The sequence below is a fragment of the Oceanobacillus jeddahensis genome (assembly GCF_000750635.1).
Taxonomy (GTDB): Bacteria; Bacillota; Bacilli; order Bacillales; family Amphibacillaceae; genus Oceanobacillus; species Oceanobacillus jeddahense.
The window spans coordinates 78,637-102,613 of record NZ_CCDM010000004.1 but is presented as its reverse complement, the minus strand read 5'-3'; the positions used below and the strand labels follow the sequence as shown (position 1 = coordinate 102,613).

Here is a 23,977-nt window from a genome sequence, read left to right as displayed (position 1 = left end):
AAAATGCCAGAGATTGTATTGGTACTAATCCGTTCAATAGCAGCCTTCTTTTTATTATTTTTAATGGCGCGGATGATGGGAAAAAAGCAAATTTCACAGCTCACTTTTTTTGATTATTGTGTAGGAATTACTATCGGTTCCATAGCTGCTACGTTGTCAGTGGATCAAAACGTAAAAATAATTAATGGACTAGTCTCATTGATTATTTGGGGGTTCTTCCCGATTACCCTTGCATACCTTGGGATGAAATCAATCATTTTTTCAAAGATAACTGATGGAAAAGCAACGATATTAATTCGTAATGGAGAAGTATTAGATAAGAATATGAAGAAAAGTTTAATAACCATTAATGAATTATTGATGCTGTTAAGGGAAAAAGGAACATTTAAAGTTTCTGATGTAGAAATGGCTGTTTTAGAAACAAATGGCGAGCTGAGTGTTATGTTGAAGACCAATCAACAGCCAGTTACTCCACAAACATTAGGGGTTCCATTGGAACAGGAGCATGGCCCTGCCATCTTAATTATGGACGGTAAAATAATGAAAAAGAGTTTGGAGAATCTTGGTTACTCGAAGGAATGGTTAATAGGAGAAGTTCAAAAGCAGGGAGCTGAAGAGGTAAGGGATGTTTTTTTGGCTCAAATTGATTCTCGCGGTAGCTTGTATGTTGATTTATTTGAGGATCAATATGCAAAAACGGAGGTAGAAGAAAGACCACTGCTAGCAGCTTCACTAAAAAAGATACAGGCTGATTTAGAGGGGTTTTCATTCCAGACAGATGACCCTGAGGCTAAGAAATTATATGCTGAGCAAGCAGCAGAGGTTCAAAAAGTGCTGGATACGGTATTGCCTTATTTGAAGTGAAGGAAGCGGAGTTTTATTGAGATGTTGTAGGCAGATTGATTTCTAATCTAGGTGTGTCTGCTTTTGCTGCTTAAAACTAAAAAGTTACTTCTGTTAAAAATAGATGAGGAACAAATAAAGGAAGCAACAGAACTAACAGCACAAGAAATAGAACAGATTAAGAAAGATCTATAGACAGGATATAGCGAAAAAGACATGGCAGTTACTCACGAATTTTTAGGAGTAACTGCCATGTCTTTTATTAAAGCCGATTCATTCTATCTGTCTATTGCAAATATCTGTAATCTTTCAGTTAAGACCATTTGCACTCAACATTCATTTCTAAAATATTTCCGTCAAAGAATATGCGGATAAAAAGGTTCATATACAGGGTCGGTATAATATGGCGGTCTGATTTTGATCGACGGTGTACTCCAGCTATAGTTCAGGTAATGCATTTTCAGCTCTTCTGCTTTATTTTCTAATAAGCGTTTGACCTTAGGGTGAAATTCAAATTCCAACTTATTGCCTCCTTCTGTAAAACTCTAAGTTGTTTACGGGACGTGTTTAACATATGCATGCGAAACGAAAGAACCTAAATGCCATATTGCTTCACATATGCGTCCGCCTAATCATAGCCTATGAAAAGGAGGGTGAGATCGTTATGAAAAATCAAAATAATGACCGGGATTTATTGTCAGAGGAAGCGCTGAAACAAATCCGGGCATACCAGCAATGGTTTGAAGAAAATAAAATAGAAGATCCATATCCGTATTACCCGATATACGGTAAAATTACCCAATACGAAGAGGTGCCTCTTACACAACCGGAACAACGACAGCTGATTCAGCCGGGCGTCGAAAGGTTAATGGTGCCAAAACCAATTATTGAGAATCCAAACTATAAAGGAAGCGGGAAATTAGAGGGGAAAGTGGCGCTGATAACAGGAGGTGACAGTGGAATGGGAGCTGCGGCGGCGATTGCTTTTGCGAAAGAAGGGGCTAATGTTGCAATTGCTTATTTAAATGAGCATGAGGATGCTGAACGGACAAAAAGAAGGATAGAGGAGCTTGGCCAGGAATGCTTATTATTGCCGGGAGATTTACGTGAAAAAAAGCAATGCGAACATATTGTTATGGAAACAATCAATCACTTTAATAAATTGGATGTTTTATGTAATCATGTCGGAATTCAATTTCAGCAAAATGACGTGACTGAAATCACGGATGAACAATTTGATCAAACCTTCAAATTAAATATTTATTCGCATTTTTACACTACGAGAGCAGCACTGCCTCATTTAAAAGCGGGAAGCTCCATTATTGGAACGTCGTCAGTGGTTACTTATGCGGGAGAACCTTTATTAATGGATTATGCAGCTACCAAAGGGGCTATTGTCGGATGGACACGTTCTTTAGCGAAAAATATTGCTAAACGGCAGATCCGGGTGAATGCGATTGCTCCCGGTCGAATTTGGACACCGCTTATTCCAGCAAGTTTTTCTGCAGATGAAAATGCCTTAACTGGAGGGAATTTATTTGATCGCATGGCTCAACCTTTTGAAGTAGCACCGACTTTTGTTTATCTGGCATCGGATGATTCCAGACATGTTACTGGTCAAGTACTCCATGTAGATGGGGGAGAATCAACCAATTCTTAAAAGTCGATTTATATAGAAGAGGCTGCATTATAAAATAGCTTGAATATATTCTAAAAACTATCACCTCAAAATTAACGGAAAAATGAAATCTATTTAGATAGGAGCTCAGATAAGCTGACTTTTTGATTCATGAAGCCTCATTTAAGATATGATGGCTTCATGAATAGCCATTATTGGTTCCCTTTTCCACCCCAATCATCCCGCTGTGGATTTTCAAAGGGCTTGTCTTGCTCCTGTTCATCTTGTGTAGTACCGCACCCAAACAACATTCCCATAGAAATGATGCAAGTCATCATACATAAAGTCAGCTTTTTGAATTTCATTGCTATCACCTCATTTCAGTAATCGATCCTCCATTTTAATGATTTCCTTTTTCTCGAATCTTATGCTTAGAAGACAGACTTATAAAAATACCTTGAAAAATAGTGACTTCTATCAAAAATGTATGAAGTCACTATTTTTCTTTATTTTATCACGGAGAAGCGCCCGTAAAACTTTTGCCTCCAAATAAAGAATAAGAATAAATTTATTTAGGCGGGAGATCAGGTGAGCTCCCCTCCTGAATCACTCAGTCTAATTCAGTGGGAGAAAAGCAGCAGACTAAGTTCGCGACTTCCTGAGGTTAGGACTGTGATTATTCACCCCCACCGAAAGCCATTACGATTACTCGTCCCATCGTAAAGAGTTGTGTATCGAAAACTCCCACTGAATGAAGTTTCGTTTTATGAGTTTCGTCCAGCCCTTTATGTTTAGAAAACGATATTTTAATGAATGTGTACAATCTAACCAATAAAAACAGGCATAACTTATTTTATATCTATATGAAAGGAGTGTTATTTATAATAGCAAAATGACGTTATTCCGTTAAATTCTATTTCCCTATATGCAACTTTTACGATAAGTGGGGGAGAAACGTTAAAGATTTTGCCCTGAAATATAGCAATTACGACTCCAAATACTAGGACAAACACTATGGTATAGCTGTCACACAAGATGGAGTAAAGTCTACCATAGCAAGTAAGTATTCGTGGAATAGGACACTAATAAATCTGCGGAATACGTCGGAATCTCATGCGTGGACACGCAAATAGCAGATTCCTTACTAAGCAGTATCATGATGGTGTGACAGCCAGTCTGGGTATGAGCTTGTAAAGGAATCAATGACAAGGGATGTTAGCTGTCAGTAAAGGGCAGTTAATTTCTCGTTTGTGGGTTTTCTTTTGATTAAAAAGGCGACTCCAAAACATTATGGAAAGGAATGAACAAGCTTGGCTAATTTAACAGAACGTCAAAGAAAGTTAGTAAATTTGTTAAACCTCTTGTCTCAAAACGCAGTGACCACCAATAGTGCTAATGATACCAGTAATGATAGCACGTTAAGTAATCACTTTTCTCTGAATCTGCCAGGATTCAGTCTAGATTCTAATAATAATTTAAATTTAGGTTTTGGTAACTGGGGAGGAGGAACACCGGCACCTCCAAGCACTCCAACAAACATCAGAGAAGTCTTACTGAGTTTAGTAAACGAACAAGTGCAGGTCACGACTCCTTTTGACACAATATCTGGAACACTGCTTGCCGTCCAAGATGACTATGTTGTGATTATTGAATCTTCTGGTGCTCAAGCACTGGTCCGAATTGAAAAAATTGAATTTGTCAGTAATTCGTAAAGGAGGGGTTTACATGTTTGAAGCAACGTTTGCTGCTGAACTAGGTAATCGAATTGGAACAAGAGTTGAAGTTGCTACGGATAATAATTTAATTGAAGGTATTCTTTCCACGGTTACCGCTGAGTTAGCTCTGGTTATTGATGTTACAAGTGGTTATGGAGATAATGTCAAATTATATATTTCAGTAGATGCGATCAACTTCGTCCGTTTTCCTGTAGCAGTGTAGAAAAGATAATATTACCGAGAAATGTTTCGGGGATAAACTGCCCATTTTGAGAGGATAGTGGGATAAAAGATACCCTGGCTTGATAGCCGGGGTATTCTATTCATTTCAATCATTTAATGATATCTGTGAAGTTTATTTCCGCATCATTTATAACACGAATTTAAGTCAAGTGTAGTTTCTTCCTATATCACTGTTCAATATATTACGTTAATAAAACTGGAATTCGGAGGTGATTTTTATGGTTAATCAACCACATGGTGGAAAATTAATCTGTCGTGAATTAACAGGGAAACTAAGAGATGAGGCGACAAGGAATGCTGAAAAGCTTCCATCCTTATCTGTGAACTCCTGGGTGCTCTCTGATCTGGAATTGATTGGAGTAGGGGGATTCAGTCCGCTGATAGGTTTTATGGGTCAGGCTGATTATGAAAATGTTGTTGAATATACACGTCTTGCGGATGGCACCATCTGGAGTATTCCGATTACTCTACCGGCTTCAGAAGAACAAGCTCAAAAATTCAACGTTGGTGATCAAATTGCCCTTAAAGGAAAAGATGGCATCCTTTATGGAATAATCACCCTGGAGGAAAAGTACGCTTACGATAAAAAGAAAGAAGCCTTCCATATTTATGGAACGACTGATGCGGCACATCCAGGTGTGAAGAAAGTTTATGAAAAAGGGAATATTTATCTGGGCGGACCGATTACGCTGCTTCAGCGGCCAGATCACAGTCAGTTTGCAGCATATTATATGGATCCAGCTGAAACAAGGCAAATGTTTACGGACCTAGGCTGGCAAACAATTGTTGGTTTTCAGACACGGAATCCCGTTCACCGTGCCCATGAATATATTCAAAAAACGGCTCTTGAGGCGGTGGATGGATTGCTGCTGAACCCGCTTGTCGGCGAAACCAAGTCAGATGATATTCCAGCCGACGTTCGGATGAAAAGCTACGAAGTGATTTTGAAAAACTACTATGTAGAAGACAGGGTACGCCTTGTCATCTACCCAGCAGCCATGCGTTATGCGGGCCCGAAAGAAGCTATTCTACATGCCATTGTACGAAAAAACTATGGTTGCACACACTTCATCGTTGGGCGGGACCACGCTGGTGTCGGTGATTACTATGGCACATTCGATGCACAAATGTTGATTGGTCAATATGAAGAAGAATTGGGTATGCAGATTTTCAAATTTGAACATGCGTTTTACTGTATAGTCTGTGAAAATATGGCATCCGGAAAAACATGCCCGCATGGAAAGGAAAATCATGTCCATTTAAGCGGTACAAAGGTGCGTGAAATGTTGCGCGATGGTAAACGTCCGCCAAAAGAATTTTCACGTCCGGAAGTTGCTGATGTACTGATTAAAGGAATGCAGGAAAAATAATAACGGTGGTTCAAAAGACAGCTCTTTTTTCTTTTGAATACGTATTAAAAGAGGAGCTGATACCTTATGACATTGGAAATGATGTTTGTTCTGATTTTACTTCTGGCCATGTTTGTCGCTTTGGTTTTCGAAGTGGCCAGACCAGACATGGTTATTTTTTCCGTGTTGGTTATATTGATGCTATCCGGCATCTTGACAGCTGAGGAGGCATTAAGTGGCTTTTCCAATGAAGGAATGCTAACGGTTGCGTTATTGTTCATTGTTGCAGGTGTCATTCAGAAAAGCGGTTTGATTCATCAGATGATGGAAAAATGGCTGCAAAACAGCCGTAGTCGGAGAGGTTCAATGATCCGTTTTTTTGTACCGACATCTGCGTTTTCGGCTTTTTTGAATAATACGCCGATTGTGGTGACACTTACCCCGATTATTAAAAAGTGGTGTGAAGACCGCGGAATCGCTCCATCGAAGTTTTTGATCCCATTGTCTTACGCTACTATCCTGGGCGGGATGATAACGTTAATGGGAACATCTACGAACCTGGTCATTCATGGCTTGCTGCTGGATCTTGGGCTGGAGGGATTTTCCTTATTCACTTTAGCTGTAGTTGGTATTCCTGTCACTTTGGTAGGGCTCCTTTATTTATTTATAATCGGATATAAATTGCTGCCGGATAATAAAGGCTTCAGTCAGAGACGTAAAGAAGAACCTAAGGAATATATTGCCGAAATGAAAGTAACAGAAGCTTTCGGGCAGCTTGGCAAGCGTGTGGAGCAAGCCGGTCTGCGTGATTTAAAAGGGCTTTATCTGATTGAGATTATCCGTGGGAATGAACGGATTTCGCCGGTCAGGCCAACAACGGTTATTCAAATTGGGGATCGTCTGATTTTTACCGGTTTGATTTCAACCATTGCTGATTTACAGAAAATAAAGGGATTGGAGCTGGAAACAGGGACGAATATTGACCTCGATGAACTGAAAGATGGAACAACTCATTTAGTGGATGCAGTTGTTTCAGACCAGTCATCTCTTTTATCCAAGTCCATTAAACAATCGAAGTTTCGTTCACAATATGATGCTGGTGTCATTGCAGTACACCGGAATAATGAACGGATCAAGAGCAAGATCGGGGACATTGTTTTGAAGCCCGGAGACTCATTATTGCTTTTGACTGGGACCGATTTTGTTGAAAAATACCAGCGGTCGAATGATTTTTTTGTTGTATCTTCATTGGATACGTCAACAGTTCTGAAACAGAGTACAAAAAAAGGCTGGTTCTCCATTATCATGCTACTCGGGATGATCGGGACAGTAACACTTGGATGGCTCAGTATGTTTAAAGCGGTGGCATTAGCCGTGGTGGTGTTTTTGGCTGCGAAAATTATTACGCCTCGAGAAGCTAAAAAATATGTTCATTTCAATGTTCTACTGTTGATTGCCAGCTCATTCGGGATTGGCGTAGCGATGAGAAAAACGGGGCTGGCGGAATGGATCGCAGACGTTTTGTTGGATATTGGCAAGCCATTGGGTTTGCTGATTATTTTGTTTATGATCTATTTCTTGACGAATTTATTTACAGAAATTGTAAGCAATAGCACAGCGGCTGTTATGATGCTTCCAATCGGAATTGAAATGGCTCATACGCTTCATGTTGCCCCAATGGGGATAGCTGTCCTTATTGCGGTAGCCGCTTCAGCAAGTTTCGTTACACCAATCGGTTATCAGACGAATTTGATTGTATACGGTCCAGGCGGATATACGTTCACAGATTACGTAAAAGTAGGACTTCCACTTAGTCTATTAGTAATGGTGACGTCCGTTTTGATTATTTATCATCTATGGTTTTAGAAGGGGGGAATCGTTATGACTGATTCTCAAAATATTGAATGGCATTATTCAAAAGTAACAAAAGAACAGCGCAGAGATTTGAATAATCATAAAAGTGCTATCGTATGGTTCACCGGGCTGTCTGGCTCTGGAAAATCGACTATTTCAGTTGAATTGGAAAAAGAACTGCATCACTTAGGTGTTCGAACTTATCGTTTGGATGGAGATAACATCCGCCATGGATTAAATAAAGATCTTGGTTTTGGTCCGGACGGTCGTAAAGAAAACATCCGCCGCATCGGGGAAGTATCCAAGCTGATGGTGGAAGCCGGATTGATTGTATTGACAGCTTTTATTTCACCGTATCGCGAAGATCGTAATGAGGTACGTAAAATGATGGGGCACGGTGAATTTATTGAGGTTTTTGTAAATGCAAGTATTAAAACATGTGAAGCACGTGATCCAAAAGGGCTTTATCAAAAAGTGCGTGCTGGTAAAATGAAAGGTTTTACCGGAGTTGATGCACCATACGAAGCACCGGTAAATCCAGAAATCATAGTGAATACGGATGTAGAAAGCATAGAGGAATCGGTACAGAAGCTTATGTCTTATTTGAAAAAGAAAGGATATCTCATAAATGATTAATGTGAGTTTAAAGACCCTGCTGGATATATCATTGGAAGCCGGCCGGGAGATTCTGAATGTTTATGAACGGGATTATTTTGTGGAGACAAAAGGAGACGGCTCACCCCTTACAGCAGCTGATCAGCGTTCGCATCAGGCAATTATTGCAGGACTTCAGAATGTATATGGAGAGATTCCTATTTTGAGTGAAGAAGGAAGGAAGATTCCATATGCAAAACGCAAGGACTGGTCTGTGTTTTTCCTTGTAGATCCGCTCGATGGTACAAAAGAGTTCATTAAGAAAAATGGCGAGTTTACAGTAAATATTGCGTTGATTGAAGGAGGCTACCCTGTGATGGGGGTTATCTATGTCCCGGTGTTGGATACGTTTTATTTCGGAAAGACCGATCTGGGCGCTTTTAAATTAGAAGGAGCATCACGTATGAATCCGGCTGATGATAAGGCGTTGATAGAACAGAGTATGCAGCTGCCGAGTACTGCACCGAGCGACATTGTCAAAGTTATCGCAAGCCGATCTCATATGTCAGAAGAAACGGAAGCATTTATTGAAGAACTACGTAACGATCATACAGTCAACGTCTTAGCGGGAAGTTCTCTGAAGTTTTGCCTTGTAGCAGAGGGAAAAGCAGATTATTATCCACGCTATGCTCCAACAATGGAATGGGATACCGCAGCAGGTCAGGCGATTGTGGAAGCTGCCGGCGGAACCATGTCGCGGTATGAGGATAATGAGCGTTTTTATTATAATCGGGAGAATTTGAAAAATGGCTGGTTTTTCGTAAAGCGCTAAGGTAATCATTCATTTTTTGACAGGAGAAGCACTTTATTCCGTTTTGGAATTTACCTTGACTAGTCTATCGTTTCATCGATTTGCTTTTTATATGGAATCAGCGTTTCCACCATTTTCTACGTCAAATTATAATGCTGTTTCCATTATAGAATCTATCAAAAAGAAGTTTATCCTTTATAATTTGCTAGTCTTGTTAATCTTCGCAATGAATATCAATCATCTTATCTTACTTTCTAAGATAGTATCTCATATGCAAAATAGTTAGTTTTTCTAACTGTATAGACAACGCATTTGTACTCGCAGCAACTGCCTCTTTTCTTTTTATTTAAACGACTATCATGTACAGTCTACTAGTTTTTTCATAAATTGAGGTATAACCTATTTGAATGCAATGATGTCAGTTACCAAAAAGGAGTAAACGAAAGGATCTTGGTACTGTTTGCGAAACATCGCATCCAAATCATCAGCTTATCTATTATCTTGCTGATATAAATAATAGGCATTATTCCTGGAGGAGTGTTTAAATGTGTTTCAAAATACAACTATATTGATTACCGGAGGAACGGGTTCCTGGGGATATGAACTCGTTAAAAAACTGCTCTCATTTCAACCCAAAGAAATAAGGATTTTTTCACGTAACGAATTTTCCCAGGTGAAAATGAAAAGAGAATTCTCGGATCATCCTAGTTTAAAATTTATAATTGGGGATGTAAGAGACTTTGAAGCAGTTAATGAAGCAGCAAAAAATGTGGACTATCTATTCCATCTTTCTGCACTGAAACATGTAACTATATGTGAAGAACAGCCCTTAGAAGCAATAAAAACCAACGTGAATGGAACAGAGAATATTATCAAAGCGAGTTTAAATCAAAAAATAAAGAAAGTCATTAATGTTTCGACCGATAAAGCAGTGGAACCAATCAATTTATATGGGCATACAAAAGCAATTGGTGAAAAGCTGATCATTCAGGCCGATCAAATAAGTAATCACACACGCTTTGTCTGTATTCGTGGCGGTAATGTTATCGGGACAAATGGCAGTGCAATCCCATTTTTCAAAGAACAAATCGTCAAGCATCATACCGTTCCGCTTACATCCAAAGAAATGACACGCTTTTTCTTAACTGTTTCCCAAGCCATTGATTTACTAATATACGCTTCCAAAAAAGCGGTTGGCGGAGAAATATTTGTTATGAAAATGAAAGCTTGCCGGATTGTCGACTTAATCGATGTAATGGAAAAACATTTTGCTGAAAAAGCAATCAGCATCAAGGAGATTGGTATCCGGCCAGGAGAGAAAATTCATGAGGTATTAGTATCCACTGCCGAATCCCGGAACGCTTATAAGTATGATAAAAATTACTATGTTATTTTACCTGATAATGCTTCAGAAGAGGTAAAGAACAGATATAAGCATTTACCAAAGGCCACCTTCACACGATATCAATCCGATGATGAATTAATGTCATTCAGTGAAATTGAACAAATTCTTATGAAAGCGGATGTTATTAATTCAAAAACTGTTTAACGAAACATTCTGTGAAAAAGCACAAAAAAGGATTGAAAATATCAAAAAAACACTGATTTTGGGAATAGGTCTGGGACAACCCCCAGAAAACAGGAAAATAGTGAGCCTCCTTTTGCGGAGGACTCACTATTTTTGATGGAGTTTTTAGACAAGTTTTACTTGCTGAATGAACTGTTCTGCCCGGTGAGCGGTTGAATGATGGTGATGCACAAACTGATAACCCGCTTCAGTAATTTTTTCCCGCTCTTTTGTATTTTTAAGATAGTATTCCGCTTTTTCGGGAAAGTTTTCCGCGTTTATATCCACAAAATGAACTCCTGGCATCAAGCCAATTTCTTTCAGTTCCGGTAAGGCCGGAGCCAAAAGTAATGTGCGGCATGCCGGCACTTCAAAATACTTAAAAGTCACCACCTGGCGTACAGAGCCGCATGCAAAAAACAATTTCGCCTGCTGGATGGTTCTGGCATAATTTTCTCCAATTAATGATATCTCTGCCTGTTTGCTTGTAAAATCTTGCCATCCCGGATGCGGACGATTGAAAAAATGAGGGTCATCTTGATAATGCTGTAATATCTTTTTCCGTAACGGATAAATTTCTGGAAAAGAAACTTCTCCCAGCATCATCAAATCGATTGTTTTTTCCTTTCCATAATCTTTAAAGATGGCAGTATTGGCAAATTGGGGGAGAAAAAAGACGTGATGCTGTTTTTGCTCGGGGTAATGATAGTAAAAATTATGGCGGCAGATAACAAAGAAAGTGCGGATATTGCTGCGAGTGATATACCTTCTTCTTTGTTCTACAAAACGGTGTGCGTCATTTACCATCAGACCTGCAGGAATGTTGATATCAGATAAACCAGTAACAACAGGAGCAAATGTTTTACCTACGTCATTGATAATGAAAATGAAATCTGGCTTTTCAGGAATCTTACGCAATATTTTTTGGATCGGACCGGATTTTCGATAGACCATTAAATGGGTCCGTTTTGCTAATTCCAATTCGAAATCATGGTAATTATTATTCGTAAAACAAGAGGTGTCGGCCGTAATCAGTAATATTTTCAGCAAGGAATGATCACACCTTTCTGGAGATAAAAACGCCTTCAGCTTAGGAAGGCGTTTGGATATAGGCCTTTATTTGTACCTCAGTTTGGATAACGTTTTACTAAAGGATTGATGAATTTGCTGCTGCTGATCTTGGCTTAAAACAGATTTCCATTTATTTGCCTTGCCTTCTCTTACAAATGGAAGCGCATGATTTACAAACTTTGAAGAACCATTTAAATGTTCTTTTTGTTTCTGTTCCAATGCTTTCATATTATCAAAGGAGGCCCAATGCACAGCTTCGTTGATTTCTTGTTCAGTTCTGTCCACGTTTAAGAAGGTGGTGATTCGTTTCGCTTCTTTCGCGGGGGCCTCAAGAAGATCTTCATATTTCACCAGTAGAAAACCATTTTTCACTTTTTCTTGATTAGCTAACCAGCTTTCAATTTGTGTGTCCCATTTTCCCGGAGTGATATCCCCATTCATAAAGGCGTCAAAAAAAGTATCAAAATCGCGTTTGTCGCCATGATATTTCTGGAAATGATGGTAATAGGAAATGACCACATCTCTCGGATCCCTTACCAGGTAAATGACTTTCGGGTAAGAAGCATCGTAGCTTTCATGACTCCATACAAGATGCGGGGAAGGCAAGTTTGCAATGGGGGCGCTTGACGCATTTTGGACCGTGATGCCTTTGGTAGCCCAGTCCATTTTCTTCCGATATAATAATGTGGCGATAAGAAATAATAAGAAATTATTCCCTGATTTTGGGTAAGCTACAAGACAGATATCGTCTTCCTGACATTCATATTTTTCATTTGTTGACACGAGCTTATCATCCTTTCTTTTCATCCGTTGTATTCGGCTGTACATGTAAGGAGATCGTATCCGGGTTCTCCGGATCAAATAATTCATTGGCCCAAAACAAAACAATCATTTCGTCATCGGATACGTTTTCAATGGAATGTGTATACCCTGGAGGGATGTCTACGATTTCCATGTTTTGATCTGTAACATGACAGGTGATTAATTTATCAGAATCAATCTTCCTTAATGTAATGATTGCCTCTCCTTTGATAAGACAGAATTTTTCTACCTTTGTATGGTGATAATGGTTCCCTCTTATGACACCCTTGCGAGATGTGGATATAAAAACTTGCCCGGCCTGGTGTGATTTGATTAATTCGGTTAAACTTCCTCTCGCGTCTCGATGGACAGGTAATGCATAAGATAAGTTATCCGTTTCTAAATAAGAGAGATAGGTCGTATAAAGGTATTTCGTCCATTTATCAGACAAGTCCGGTATGATCAGTGATTCCCGTATGTTCTTTAGTTCGTAGAGTTTATGGGCTAGCTCACCAACCGTTGTATGAAAGGATGGATGAATAGAATAATAGAGCGTTTTTTCCGGCTTTTTTTGATCCAGACAATCTATAAAACGGTCTATAACATCGTCAATATATACGAGTTCAAGCTCTTTGTCCGCGTCATGGATTTCAATGTCTTTATCGTGGGAAATTTCATGGCAAAAGGTAGCAACCACTGAATTATAATGCGGCTTGCACCACTTGCCGAAGACGCCTGGTAAACGGTAAAGGCACACATCTGCACCGGTCTCCATATGATAAGTTTTAAGCACGTCTTCCGCAGCTTTTTTACTCAAACCATAAGGAGTATCACCTGCTGCTTGAATGGATGACGAAAAAATAATTTTCGGTGTTTTTTGATGTTCTTTTAAATAGGTAACAATAGATTCCGTCAACCCTCTATTAACTCTTGCAAACTCTTCGCTATTTTGCGGTCTGTTCACTCCTGCCAAATGACAGATAACATCCGTATCGTTTAAATACTCGTGCAGTAATGACAAGTCGTCTCCGTGATGAAATTGTTTGACGAAGACTCCTTTTTCCCTATGCAGTCTAGCAATCAGATTCTTACCGATAAATCCGCCTGCACCGGTTACGGTTACGTTTAGCATGTTTTATCCTCCTGTTTCTATTACCCATGCGATGATCCAGTCAGTTGCAATAGTTGGACGATTGCTCAACACTTCTGAATACTTTTCTACATATTATGGAGTATGTGGCGAAATGTGAAAAAATAGGGCATAGGCAAGGTTGTTAATTGAAAAAGGGGATGTATATATGGCCGATTTATCTATTCATACAAAAGATTGGATTGAAAAAAGAACGCCTAAAGCAGATATACATGAAGTTTATCAAGAATTCTATACAGACGAGACGGTAACATATACACTGCCAAAAGGGGATATGCCGGAATGGGTGGATTGGGTCAAACCGCCATTATTTGGGGAGATTCATACATTTGATAAAGCCTATGTTTCAAAAATAGAAAAAGGAAGTGTATGGATGTGCGATAAAGGGGAAGGCATGGCTTATGCGCTGGCACCTGATCACACATACTTTCGCGATATGGTTTTCCATTTATATTGGAGTTATTTCGAGAAAATTTCGTCTTATGCGATTCCTTCTGCTTCCTCTTTTGAAGGAACATTAGGTGTTCTTGCTTGGGCGGGACATACCAATTACTGGCATTGGCTGCATGATACATTAGGACGCTATCATCTACTGCAGCTCAGCGGATTTGAGATAGATAAATATGTTCTGCCTCCTCTGACTTCGCCATTCCAGCGGGAAACCATCAAAATGCTTGGGATCCCTGAGGGTAAAGTTTTACAGCTTATGCCGGGGATGCATGTGCAAGCGGAACAGTTGATTTTGCCATCCGTGCCATTCAATGCAGGGACGTGTGTAAAATGGACAATTGAATTTCTGCGAAGTGTATTTTTGAAGGGGGAGAGCAACAAATCCACAAATCACGATAAACGTATTTATATCAGCCGTGAAGATGCTTCGTGGAGAAAGGTGGCCAACGAAGGAAAACTTATGGAACTTTTGGCTAAAAAAGGATTTAAAAAAGTTGTACTGAGCAAATTAACGGTAGAGGAGCAAATCGATATTTTTTCTTCAGCAGAAGTGATTATAAGCCCCAATGGCGCCGGACTTGCAAATTTGATGTTCTGTCAGCCGGGGACCAAAATTATTCAGTTATTCACAGCTACCTCAGATGAATTCATAAAAATTGGACAATACTTGGACTTGGATTATCGTTTTCTAAAGTGCCGGAATGCAAATCCAGTATCTACAGAACATGAAGTGATTAAAAATCTGGTAGTGGATGTGAAGAAAATAGGAGAGATTTTGAAGGCTGAAGGGATAGGTTAGTCAGAAGAATTTCAAAAATGCAGGTGCTGAGGGAAGCACCTGCATTTTTAAAGCAGCTGGTAATTATTATGCTGTATCATCGTTATTGCAGCGATTTTAAAAATGCATCCCAGTCGGCACGATGGGTTTTGGTGATGCTTTTTTTATGTTCCCGTACATTATATACCGTGAAATCATGATATTGGAATCGGTTATGCTTAATTAATTGATTTAACACACTGACATCCTCATAAAGTTTTCCGTCTTTAAATGTCATTACTGGAAATCCGCCGGCTTCTTTTAAAGCAGAAGTACGATAAATCCTTGGTCCCAAAGGAAAATGATAAGAAAGCAATCCCGCTCTTCCATTGACAGGCTTCCCTTTTGCTACACCTTTGTAGAGCACATCACCTGCCAGTTGCTTCCACTTTCGCAGATTCCCGTATAATACAGCTGTATCCTCTGAAAGGACTGCTAAAAGTTTTTTCATCACGGAAATGGCATCCGGATCCAGCCAATCGTCAGCATCGAGTTCTAAAATGAAGTCAGACGTAACGTAAGGCAATAAACGGTTCAAAGCGATTGCCTTTCCCTCATTCTCTTTTTCAAAAACCCTCACCAGTTTTCCATCGTCCCACTGCTTCAGCCGATAATAAGAGTTATCTGTTGAGCCGTCATCCATAATCAGCACCTGCTCCGGCAGCGTATTTTGAAGCAGGCAGGAGACAACCGCTGTTTCCGCATATTGCTCCATATTATAATTGGAAAGAACGACAGACAGACTGGGATTTGCCGTTTGGATTTTCTTCAGCTGGTACTTGTGCATAAATGTTTGCTTTTCCAGTATATTGGCAGAGTTATTTCTTTTTGACTGCAGCACCAGGTCTTCTTTACAGAGCTTCTGTGAAGTGGATTTATCAAAAAGCCAGGCAGGCAAGAGAGCCTCCTTAAAAGGCAGCTGGGAGTTTAATAGAAAGGGCTGCTTTTTCAGAAAAGATGTAGACACAAGGAATGGACGGTGAACAGCAATGTTGCGACTGTAGAAGTTCGTTGTTAAAAATGGTTCTGATTGGGAAAGGTGAAGGGAATTAGCTTGAATGGCAGGGGAAAGATAATCTGTATCATGAAGAAATAATACATAGGAACTGTTGATTTTTTGAATCACGTCATTCAATGTTTTCCCGGGGTCATTCCATGTAATATATTGCAATTGCTCAGAAGGCATTTCGTTTATCGCTCCAGTAAAAGACTTGGCTTGTTCCTGGAGAACAATAACAGCATGTAATCTGTCGTCAATTCTTTTTAGAGATTGTAAAGCTTTACGAATGGCAGCTGCATCAGAATAAAAAACAAGTATTGCAGTGATATCCTTCAATCGAAAGCCTCCGTTCTTTTATGGTATTTTTATTTATCGCAGTGTAACTGGCTGGGGCTAAGACTACGATTATAAATGTTGTCAAGTTAATGAATTTTTAAATATTCTATTGTTTACAGATAGATAGTAAAAAAACTATCTAGTGTATTCAAGATTAGAAAAGTTTCCCTTTATATATATGAGATTATTCTTATTTAATTGTTACCTACTCAACTTTTGCACCTAAGAATAAGCATATATATCTTGCTATCTGATTTCCATTATCATGCTTGCTTTTGGTTAAATATCCGGCCATTATGGAATTGGTGATTGTGTATAGCGCCGCTCCGGCCAACCACTCCGCTTTCCATGGGGACGGCTTCAGCTAACTTGAAAAGAAGACCGCTTTTCAAGTGGATCTTCAGCTCGCCCTGTTCCCATAGGAGTCTCCGTGGTTGGCCTGCGCTCTAATAGGATGCTACAACGTTTGGAAGAAATAACATCTTGCTGAAGTTCGATGAAGTAATCGCTTTTGAGCCTAAATAAACAATTCTTCTGGTGTTTCAAATGGTTGATTTAGCAGTTCAAATCATGACAACAGGGTTATTAATATCGTGCATAGCCTTAATGTACAGAAAGGAATAATTGCTGAACATTTTTACCATACACCACGAAAATCAGTTCTGTCTGATCTACCTTTTAGTTGTTCAACTATTTCACCAATATGGAATACCCAACTAGCGGAGGCGGACCGTTTTGACTCCTGAGGGATCAGCACCATCTGAAGATCCACTTTTGCCAAGCGTTCTTCTTGGCAAAAGTTAGCTGAAGAGCGTGCCCCTAGGAAAGCAAAACGGTCCGCCGCAGCGGTCGCCTTACACTGTTCCTCCTCACATTTGTCAACTAATGTAGAGGAGGAACAACCAACTCCTGTTTCTATGGAAATAAAGCTACTTTTTAAGGTGCAAAAGTTGAGTTACCTATATAAATTGAATTAATAGCACTGTCTTTTATGCTTAAAAATAAAGTAATTCGTCTTAAGATTAAGCACAGTACTAGCGTAGTGTTTTTCCATAGCGAGCATCAAAAGGAAAAATATTAATTTCAAGCTATATAGTTAACCAAAAAGTTCATCATACAACCATTTTTCCATTCCTTGTTTCCGATAACCCTTCCATTACATATATTATTATATCTTGTGTATTGGTGGTGTGAATGTAGTGAAAATAAGTCTTTGCATGATTGTGAAAAATGAAGAGGAAGTGCTGCGCCAATGTTTGGAAAGCATCAAGAACATCTGTGATGAAATCATCATTGTCGATACAGGGTCAACGGATAAAACGAAGCAAATTGCTGGGGAGTATACAGATAAAGTAATGGATTTTAAATGGATTGATGACTTTTCGGCTGCCCGAAATTTTGCTTTCAAACAGGCGACTTCTCCTTATATTCTATGGCTGGATGCAGATGATGTGCTGCAAGAAGCAGATCAGAAAAAATTTAAAAAGCTGAAGGATGAGCTGGATGAATCGGTGGATGCTGTTTCGATGCTGTATCATATTGCCTTTGATGAATTTGATAATCCAACCTTCAGCTATCGAAGAAATCGCCTGGTAAAACGGGACCGGAACTTCAAATGGATCGGCCCGGTTCATGAATATTTAGAGGTTTATGGAAATATTATCTCATCCGATATTGCTGTAACGCATTGTAAGAGAGATAAATCCGATCCAAACACAGCAAATGACCGTAATTTAAAAATATATGAAAAAAGATTAGAGAGGGGAGAAGAATTCAGCCCAAGAGATTTATTTTATTATGCAAATGAATTAAAGGATCACAGTTTCTATCAGAAGGCGGTGATTTATTACCGGGAGTTTTTAGCCACCAGGAAAGGCTGGGTGGAAGATGAAATTCGTGCCTGTATCAATATGGCTGCATGTTACCGGGTACTGGGAAATCCGGAAAAAGAGATTGAGGCGCTGGCGCTGTCTATTTCCTATGATGTTCCAAGGCCTGAGGTTTCCTGCCGGATTGGGGATTTATATAAGGGAAGGAATTTATTCCGAAAAGCTATTATTTGGTACCGTTTGGCAACAGAAATCGAAACAGATGATCATCAGGGATTTCAGCAGCAAAGCTATGCAACGTGGTACCCGCATCTTCAGCTTTGTGTCTGTTATTGGCAGGCAGGAGAAAAGGAATTGGCTGAAGCGCATAATCAAAAAGCAAAATACTATCGGCCGCATGACAGCCAGGTGAAATATAATGAAAGGTTTTTTAAAGAATATAAGGAAAAGAACAGCTAAAAGCTTAAAATACAGAAAAAGAAATCATACGAAATGGGTGGTGTGAAATTTAAACAAAGGTGTGTACAGCATGAATAAAACGATTTTATACATTGGCTGGATCGGTTATCGAAATCTGGGAGACGATTTGTTATGGAATCTATTTCGTGATCGAGCAGGTAAGTATTTTGGGTCCGGTCAAATAACGATTGTACCTTCTCTGCCTGGCGTGAACATCCAGCATTTAGAGCGCTATGATATTATTGTTTTAGGAGGAGGCTCTTTAATTGCGCCAACCTACATCCAGCTTTTATATCGCGCAATTAAAATGAAAAAGAAAGTCTGTATCTGGGGAAGCGGGATTGACCGTATTCCGGAAGCTGCACTGTACGCAATGCAGGAAGGGGAAAAGGTGCCTGCTATCCAACGTTTTAAGGGAGAAGAGATAGCACAGCTGCGTGAAGTATTTTTACAGGCTGATTTTGTTGGCGTCAGAGGGCCTTATACGAAAAAAGTGCTGGAAACGTTAACCGGAGTATCAGACGTTCCGGTTATTGGCGACCCCGGATTATTATTAGAATCGAATCAAGCTGCTGTCCAAAAAGAAAAGTGTATCGGAATCAATTGGGGAACAACGATGAACAATTTATACGGTAATAAAGAGAAGGATATAGAAAGACAGTTGGCTGAAGCAGCAAAGCAATGGATTTCGGAAGGGTATAAGGTTTTTATTTATGCTGTATGGAGTGAGGATTTTCCAGCATGCCAGCGGTTATATAAATTAATCGATAAACCGGAAAAAGTGTTGTTTGAAAAGAAATTATATACAGAGCAGGAGCTGATGAAGAAACTCTCCATCTGTTCGTTAACAATTAATTTCAAACTTCATCCTAACTTACTCTCTTTGTCAGCAGGAGTGCCCGCTGTAGCTTTAGGTTACCGGTTTAAAGTATTTGATTTGTTTGCATCCTTAGGTCTGGATCATCTGGTTCTGTCAACGAGTGAGGAACAAATAAATAAAAGACTGATCAAACTGGCAGATGCAACGATGCAAGAAGCAGATAAGATAAGGAAAGAATATAGGGAAAAGCAACAAATATATGGTGCACAGATTGAAAAAATATTTACTGAAGATGGATTATAAAAACAAAAAAACTGCCGGTCCACTTGAGTCATCAAAGAACCGGCAGTTTTTTTATGCTGAGCAAGTTAACATGTTTACTTCGATGAAATGCTTCTGTAAAAATACAGACCTTCCAATGCAAAAAAGTAGGTTGTCAAAAGGAATGTATTCCTTTCTCCACCCAGCTTAATAATGTTTTGGCGCGGTGTTCATAGGTATGGTATGTCAAAAGATGCTGATAGCCGGCAGAGGCAATGCGTTGTGCTTCATCGACATGTGTTAGATAATATTCAATTTTTTCCAAAAGGTCCTGATGAGAATCAAAAAGAACCAGATGCTTTCCGTCTTCAAGCAGCGTATCCAGCTTAGGAACAATATCAGTTAGCAGTAAAGAGCCGCAGCCAATCCCTTCAAAAATACGCATATTCAGGCTCTTTATGGTATCTGCTGCATGATTGATGACGAGCTTCGATTGACCATATGTTTTCGCTAAATCATGTAAGAAAACCCGTTTATGGAAGGAAAGTCGATAAGTTTCATGAAACGTCTCTTTCATTTTTTTAATAGCTCGTATCCGTTTTTGGTATAAGACAGGATCTAATGTACCGACGGACGTAATATCTACGGGTCTGTCTTGAAGCGGTGTATGATCATTAAAAATATCTGTTGCCATCGCAAATGGAAAAAATTTGACCGGCGCAGAGAAATGGTTTGCTAAATGTAAAGAATGCGCCATTAAAATAAGGTCCGGCTGGTAAAGCCGGGCTAAACTTTTATTGGTCTTCAGCCGGTTCTCTCCATGGTGAATCCAAAAAATCTTCGGAATGGTTACAAGATCTATCTGCTTTACGCTCACTGCGGGAACAGAAGGGCTTTCAACGAATAAAACTGCGACATATTCTTCAAGCGCAACCTTAGAAAAGTCGATAGATGATGTATACACATCCACCTTTACTCCGATATTTCGAAAAGCATCCTCCAAGTATCGTCCAGGGGTGAAGGAAGTTTTTCCGTAACACATTAAGAGCTTTTTCTGCTCCATAATCATTCGACCTGCCTTTTGTTTAAGATCAAGTTTACTATTTGCTTTAACAATGTATGTTTCATTGAAATAAGGGAATGTATGCTTATCTTGTTTTGGAAGGAAATATGTAGAAATAAGCAGGGAGCGGATGAAGAGAGAGAGGACTTGTCTGCAAGCTGGTGATATCGGATAAATTTGAGAGTTCTTTTGCTCCTCGTATTTATCCTTGAAGATCATATTTTGATAGTTATCAGAGGGATGATTGCTTTACAATAGCTACTATTTCCGTTAAAAATTGCCGGGCACGTATTTTAGTTGTATGCCGTTCTCTTGTCAACTCCATACCGTTACGGGCGATTTGTTTCCTTTCTTCTTCATGGTTCAGGTAATAATCAATCTTTTCTTCAAAACAGAGCTCATCGATGGCAACAAAATTCACACCGGGGATAAAGCCTAAATCACCTAATTCTTTTGAATAACTGGCTAGCAGCAAAGCATTGCAAGCGGTGATCTCGAAATATTTCATTAAGGGGTACTTAAAAACAGAGTCACAGGTTAAAACAATTTTCGAACGATTCAGCTCTTTGGCATAATCTTTCCCGACAAAGACATTTTTTTCATCTTCTTTAATCCTTCGGTAACCAGGGTGAGGCAAGTGGACAAAATCAGGTCTATTTTTCAGCCGCATTTGCATCGTTGCACGCAGAGGATAAAAATCTTCTAGTACGGAGCCTGTTAATAGAATGTTTTTATCTTTTACCAATTGATAATCCTGATAGATAGCGTCATGCGCATGATGAGGGAGCCAGTGCATACGAGAGGCGAATTCCGGATACCATTGTTTAAACTTATCGCGGTAAAAAGTGAACACATGCTGAATATTTTCTTTTTCAATCATTGCTTTTCTTAAAGGTTTTCGAAAGTGCAAGTCGTGGAAGCCGACTGCAAAAGGGATATTTAAATCTTTTAGGCCTGTAATGACAGGAGAGCCATTATCAAGATAATCATTAAAATAGATAAAATCCGGTTCAAAAGGGATAGAATCAACAATCTCCCTGATATTTCCGGATTGATGAGATACATATAAATCCGTTATTTGTTGAAGTTCCTGGATAAAATAATACGAAGCAGGAACAGTGTATGATTGATCATCGCGCGTCATAAATAATAGTTTTAATTTTTTCATTATCACCGCATCCTCTTAAATGTATAAGCCTTGTTCAAATGGTTCTATCAGCTTTAAACGATAATTCTTCTGTTGCTTATCCATTGTTTCAACGATTTCGGAACGATTGTTTACTATTTTTTTCTCCAGAGAGGTAATTTGAGATACGAGATTTACATCATCTGTTGCGATAGCCATATCCTCTAAATGAACAGAGCGGACAAAATCAAATATTTTGAAGCGGTAGCCTAAAGCAATAAAAGGAACACCGGCAGCAAGGGACAGGTAATTTGCATGTAATTTAAAATTAATCGTAAAATTAAAATGTGTCATTAAAGATATGACAGATTCTGCAGAATAAACGGTATCATTTATTTGCCAAGCAGTTGTATCGTTTAATTTAGCAGCTAAGCGTTTGGTATGCTCTAAATCAGCATGCCACATGATATAAAAGTAAATTTTATAGCCATCAGCAATCAATTGATTTAAAGCTTCTGCAAACTGGTTCTCCAAAGTGATTTCATTTCTACCGTAAATATTATGGAAGGAAGTACCCCAATTTACTCCAATTACTTTATCATTCGGACTAAACAAGGCTGGAAATAAGTTTTTATCCGTTTTATTTGGAAGTAAAAATGCTGGATCTCCGCTGATGATAACATCTTTTTTAACACCGGCCTGTTCAAGGAGTTGTTTTGTCAGCGGACCTCTGACACCGCTCCAAACGCTTTCATGGAAGACTGTATTTAACTTTTCCTGGAATAGCTTTGATGTATTTGTAAGAAATTGGATGTTTAGATTATTTGATACATAAGATTTAGGTACCCAATCGATACCTGATCCCCAAATCATTATTTTTTTATTTAATTGCAAGGCTTGATATAAAGCTTCAATAATATAAGGCTGAATCGGATGACCGGCTCCGCTTAAAATAGAACCGCCGCCAAGCACAATTAAATCATAAGCCTGAAGCGGAGCATTATCAAGGTAACGCTTTTCGTTATTTACCAGATCAAGCTCATAGTCATCGCCAAGCTGATAAAACTGTTCTTTAAAACATTCAAACATTAATTCATCGCCTAAATTATTGTAGCCAATCCAACCAATATACAAAACACGTTTCATTTTCTGCCTCCTAGTTCTCGTCTGAGGTGTTTAATTTCTCCATGCACATGCTCTTATAATGTGCTGCCCGAAAACTCCCGACGCCTTTTAAAATTAAATAGTTTGGATGAACTTCACCCAGCTCTAGACATTTTTCAAAACATCTTTTTGCAGCTTGGTAATCAGCTTGTTGAAATAGAATAAGACCTTTATAAAAATGTAAATCGACGTAATCTGGATACAGGAGAAGTGCTTTCTCAATACCTGGTAATGCCTGATCAATGCTATTGGTTTGAATTAATATGTCATACTTCAGTTTGTAAAGTATCGAAGGCGGTTTTTGTCCTTCTAACAAAAATTTGTAAATCGATTGATTGATATATTCAAACGCCTGGTTGTATGCTTTGTCACGATAGTATTCACTGGCAAGATGATACTCGATCCATGGACTATGGGTTTCTTTTGCAGCTTCTAATTTCAGAATTTGTTTATTGCGAGCGGATTTATCTCTCTTTTTAGTAATCTCATGAATATAACCGTAATGAAGGATAGGCAGGTCTAGTATATCCGTTGTCATTTTCTCTGGGTCCGTGTCTAATGTTTCATGAATACGATGGATAAACTGAATACCTTGATGATTACGAAATAGCCGGGGCTGGTAATGGATATAGGATGTAAGATCCTCCGATTCTAAATGATCACCTGTAAAATTTGTTATTGGCAGGAAAAGGATATTCGCTTCTATTTGATTTAATCTTTTCTTAAATGTTTCCGGATCCTGTATATCTAAACATTCATCTGCATCCAACCATAATATCCATTCATTTTGGGCTTTCTTTATCCCTTCATTTCTTGCTTTTGCAAAATGATGTTCCCATTCATAATGATAAACTTTTACTTGAAATGTATGTGCAATATTGATGGAGTTATCGGTAGAACCTGTGTCAACCATAATAATTTCATCTGCAAAACCCTGCACACTGGTTAAACATTTTTCAAGAAAAGTTTCTTCGTTTTTGACAATCATACATAAGGTAATCGTTGGTCTTGATTCCACTTGATTTCCTCCTGATGT

The 23,977-nt window shown here is 39.0% G+C and carries 22 protein-coding genes; 12 read left to right on the top strand and 10 right to left on the bottom strand.

The window, feature by feature from the left end:
- The first annotated feature begins 3 nt into the window (after positions 1 to 3).
- Complete coding sequence (locus tag BN986_RS17130; RefSeq protein WP_040982445.1) at positions 4 to 864, top strand: DUF421 domain-containing protein; 861 nt, start codon at positions 4 to 6, stop codon at positions 862 to 864.
- Positions 865 to 1,199: 335 nt separating this feature from the next.
- On the opposite strand, the gene BN986_RS27415 is transcribed toward BN986_RS17130, so the two are convergent.
- A complete protein-coding gene (locus BN986_RS27415; protein ID WP_187378576.1) occupies positions 1,200 to 1,364 on the bottom strand; it encodes a hypothetical protein in 165 nt (54 codons plus the stop codon).
- A 143-nt stretch (positions 1,365 to 1,507) separates the two neighbouring features.
- Here BN986_RS27415 and BN986_RS17125 point away from each other — a divergent pair, with 143 nt between their 5' ends.
- The gene (locus BN986_RS17125) at positions 1,508 to 2,503 is read left to right on the top strand and encodes an SDR family oxidoreductase (protein ID WP_052400853.1); all 996 of its coding nucleotides are present in this window, start codon (positions 1,508 to 1,510) and stop codon (positions 2,501 to 2,503) included.
- 170 nt (positions 2,504 to 2,673) lie between these two features.
- Here the strand turns inward: BN986_RS17125 and BN986_RS27410 are convergent, their stop codons facing one another.
- On the bottom strand, positions 2,674 to 2,826 hold the full coding sequence (locus BN986_RS27410; RefSeq protein ID WP_187378575.1) for a hypothetical protein: 153 nt from the start codon (positions 2,824 to 2,826) through the stop codon (positions 2,674 to 2,676).
- Positions 2,827 to 3,771: 945 nt separating this feature from the next.
- Here BN986_RS27410 and BN986_RS17120 point away from each other — a divergent pair.
- The 7 genes from BN986_RS17120 to BN986_RS17090 all read left to right on the top strand — a co-directional run bounded on the left by BN986_RS17120 (position 3,772) and on the right by BN986_RS17090 (position 10,576).
- Positions 3,772 to 4,173 carry a DUF2642 domain-containing protein gene (locus BN986_RS17120; RefSeq protein ID WP_040982444.1) on the top strand — a complete coding sequence of 134 codons (402 nt, stop codon included), beginning with the start codon at positions 3,772 to 3,774 and terminating at the stop codon, positions 4,171 to 4,173.
- A gap of 13 nt (positions 4,174 to 4,186) precedes the next feature.
- Positions 4,187 to 4,399, top strand: coding sequence for a hypothetical protein (locus tag BN986_RS17115; protein WP_040982442.1), 213 nt, complete (start codon positions 4,187 to 4,189; stop codon positions 4,397 to 4,399).
- 238 nt (positions 4,400 to 4,637) lie between these two features.
- Positions 4,638 to 5,789: a sulfate adenylyltransferase gene (gene sat / locus BN986_RS17110; protein WP_074435708.1), complete on the top strand. Its 1,152-nt coding sequence runs from the start codon at positions 4,638 to 4,640 to the stop codon at positions 5,787 to 5,789.
- A gap of 66 nt (positions 5,790 to 5,855) precedes the next feature.
- The gene (locus BN986_RS17105; RefSeq protein ID WP_040982438.1) at positions 5,856 to 7,634 is read left to right on the top strand and encodes an SLC13 family permease; all 1,779 of its coding nucleotides are present in this window, start codon (positions 5,856 to 5,858) and stop codon (positions 7,632 to 7,634) included.
- Between the two features lie 15 nt (positions 7,635 to 7,649).
- Positions 7,650 to 8,258 carry an adenylyl-sulfate kinase gene (gene cysC, locus BN986_RS17100; RefSeq protein WP_040982436.1) on the top strand — a complete coding sequence of 203 codons (609 nt, stop codon included), beginning with the start codon at positions 7,650 to 7,652 and terminating at the stop codon, positions 8,256 to 8,258.
- A complete protein-coding gene (cysQ, locus tag BN986_RS17095) occupies positions 8,251 to 9,048 on the top strand; it encodes a 3'(2'),5'-bisphosphate nucleotidase CysQ (RefSeq protein ID WP_040982433.1) in 798 nt (265 codons plus the stop codon). Before cysC ends, cysQ begins: the two co-directional genes overlap by 8 nt.
- Before the next feature lie 526 nt (positions 9,049 to 9,574).
- A complete protein-coding gene (locus tag BN986_RS17090) occupies positions 9,575 to 10,576 on the top strand; it encodes a polysaccharide biosynthesis protein (protein ID WP_040982431.1) in 1,002 nt (333 codons plus the stop codon).
- 144 nt (positions 10,577 to 10,720) lie between these two features.
- On the opposite strand, the gene BN986_RS17085 is transcribed toward BN986_RS17090, so the two are convergent.
- The 3 genes from BN986_RS17085 to BN986_RS17075 all read right to left on the bottom strand — a co-directional run bounded on the left by BN986_RS17085 (position 10,721) and on the right by BN986_RS17075 (position 13,598).
- Positions 10,721 to 11,644 (bottom strand): glycosyltransferase, encoded by a 924-nt coding sequence (locus BN986_RS17085; RefSeq protein WP_040982430.1) that lies wholly within the window; start codon positions 11,642 to 11,644, stop codon positions 10,721 to 10,723.
- 66 nt (positions 11,645 to 11,710) lie between these two features.
- Entirely contained in the window at positions 11,711 to 12,448 is a 738-nt protein-coding gene (locus BN986_RS25810) for a sulfotransferase domain-containing protein (RefSeq protein ID WP_052400852.1), read from the bottom strand.
- 7 nt (positions 12,449 to 12,455) lie between these two features.
- Positions 12,456 to 13,598: a polysaccharide biosynthesis C-terminal domain-containing protein gene (locus BN986_RS17075; protein ID WP_040982428.1), complete on the bottom strand. Its 1,143-nt coding sequence runs from the start codon at positions 13,596 to 13,598 to the stop codon at positions 12,456 to 12,458.
- Between the two features lie 166 nt (positions 13,599 to 13,764).
- Here BN986_RS17075 and BN986_RS25805 point away from each other — a divergent pair, with 166 nt between their 5' ends.
- Positions 13,765 to 14,865 carry a glycosyltransferase family 61 protein gene (locus BN986_RS25805; RefSeq protein ID WP_052400851.1) on the top strand — a complete coding sequence of 367 codons (1,101 nt, stop codon included), beginning with the start codon at positions 13,765 to 13,767 and terminating at the stop codon, positions 14,863 to 14,865.
- 82 nt (positions 14,866 to 14,947) lie between these two features.
- Here the strand turns inward: BN986_RS25805 and BN986_RS17065 are convergent, their stop codons facing one another.
- Complete coding sequence (locus BN986_RS17065) at positions 14,948 to 16,219, bottom strand: glycosyltransferase family 2 protein (protein ID WP_040982425.1); 1,272 nt, start codon at positions 16,217 to 16,219, stop codon at positions 14,948 to 14,950.
- A gap of 1,217 nt (positions 16,220 to 17,436) precedes the next feature.
- On the opposite strand from BN986_RS17065, the gene BN986_RS17060 reads away from it, so the two are divergent.
- Positions 17,437 to 18,507 (top strand): glycosyltransferase, encoded by a 1,071-nt coding sequence (locus tag BN986_RS17060; protein WP_040982423.1) that lies wholly within the window; start codon positions 17,437 to 17,439, stop codon positions 18,505 to 18,507.
- A 70-nt stretch (positions 18,508 to 18,577) separates the two neighbouring features.
- Positions 18,578 to 19,630 (top strand): polysaccharide pyruvyl transferase family protein, encoded by a 1,053-nt coding sequence (locus tag BN986_RS17055; RefSeq protein ID WP_040982421.1) that lies wholly within the window; start codon positions 18,578 to 18,580, stop codon positions 19,628 to 19,630.
- Between the two features lie 133 nt (positions 19,631 to 19,763).
- Here BN986_RS17055 and BN986_RS17050 read toward each other — a convergent pair whose 3' ends face one another.
- From BN986_RS17050 to BN986_RS17035, 4 genes are all read right to left on the bottom strand, one after another.
- The gene (locus BN986_RS17050; protein ID WP_052400923.1) at positions 19,764 to 20,651 is read right to left on the bottom strand and encodes a glycosyltransferase family protein; all 888 of its coding nucleotides are present in this window, start codon (positions 20,649 to 20,651) and stop codon (positions 19,764 to 19,766) included.
- Positions 20,652 to 20,883: 232 nt separating this feature from the next.
- Positions 20,884 to 21,819, bottom strand: a complete 936-nt coding sequence (locus tag BN986_RS17045) for a glycosyltransferase family protein (protein ID WP_040982417.1) — start codon at positions 21,817 to 21,819, stop codon at positions 20,884 to 20,886.
- Between the two features lie 15 nt (positions 21,820 to 21,834).
- On the bottom strand, positions 21,835 to 22,923 hold the full coding sequence (locus tag BN986_RS17040) for a polysaccharide pyruvyl transferase family protein (protein WP_040982415.1): 1,089 nt from the start codon (positions 22,921 to 22,923) through the stop codon (positions 21,835 to 21,837).
- 10 nt (positions 22,924 to 22,933) lie between these two features.
- Positions 22,934 to 23,959, bottom strand: coding sequence for a glycosyltransferase (locus BN986_RS17035; protein ID WP_244445033.1), 1,026 nt, complete (start codon positions 23,957 to 23,959; stop codon positions 22,934 to 22,936).
- Positions 23,960 to 23,977 lie beyond the last annotated feature (18 nt).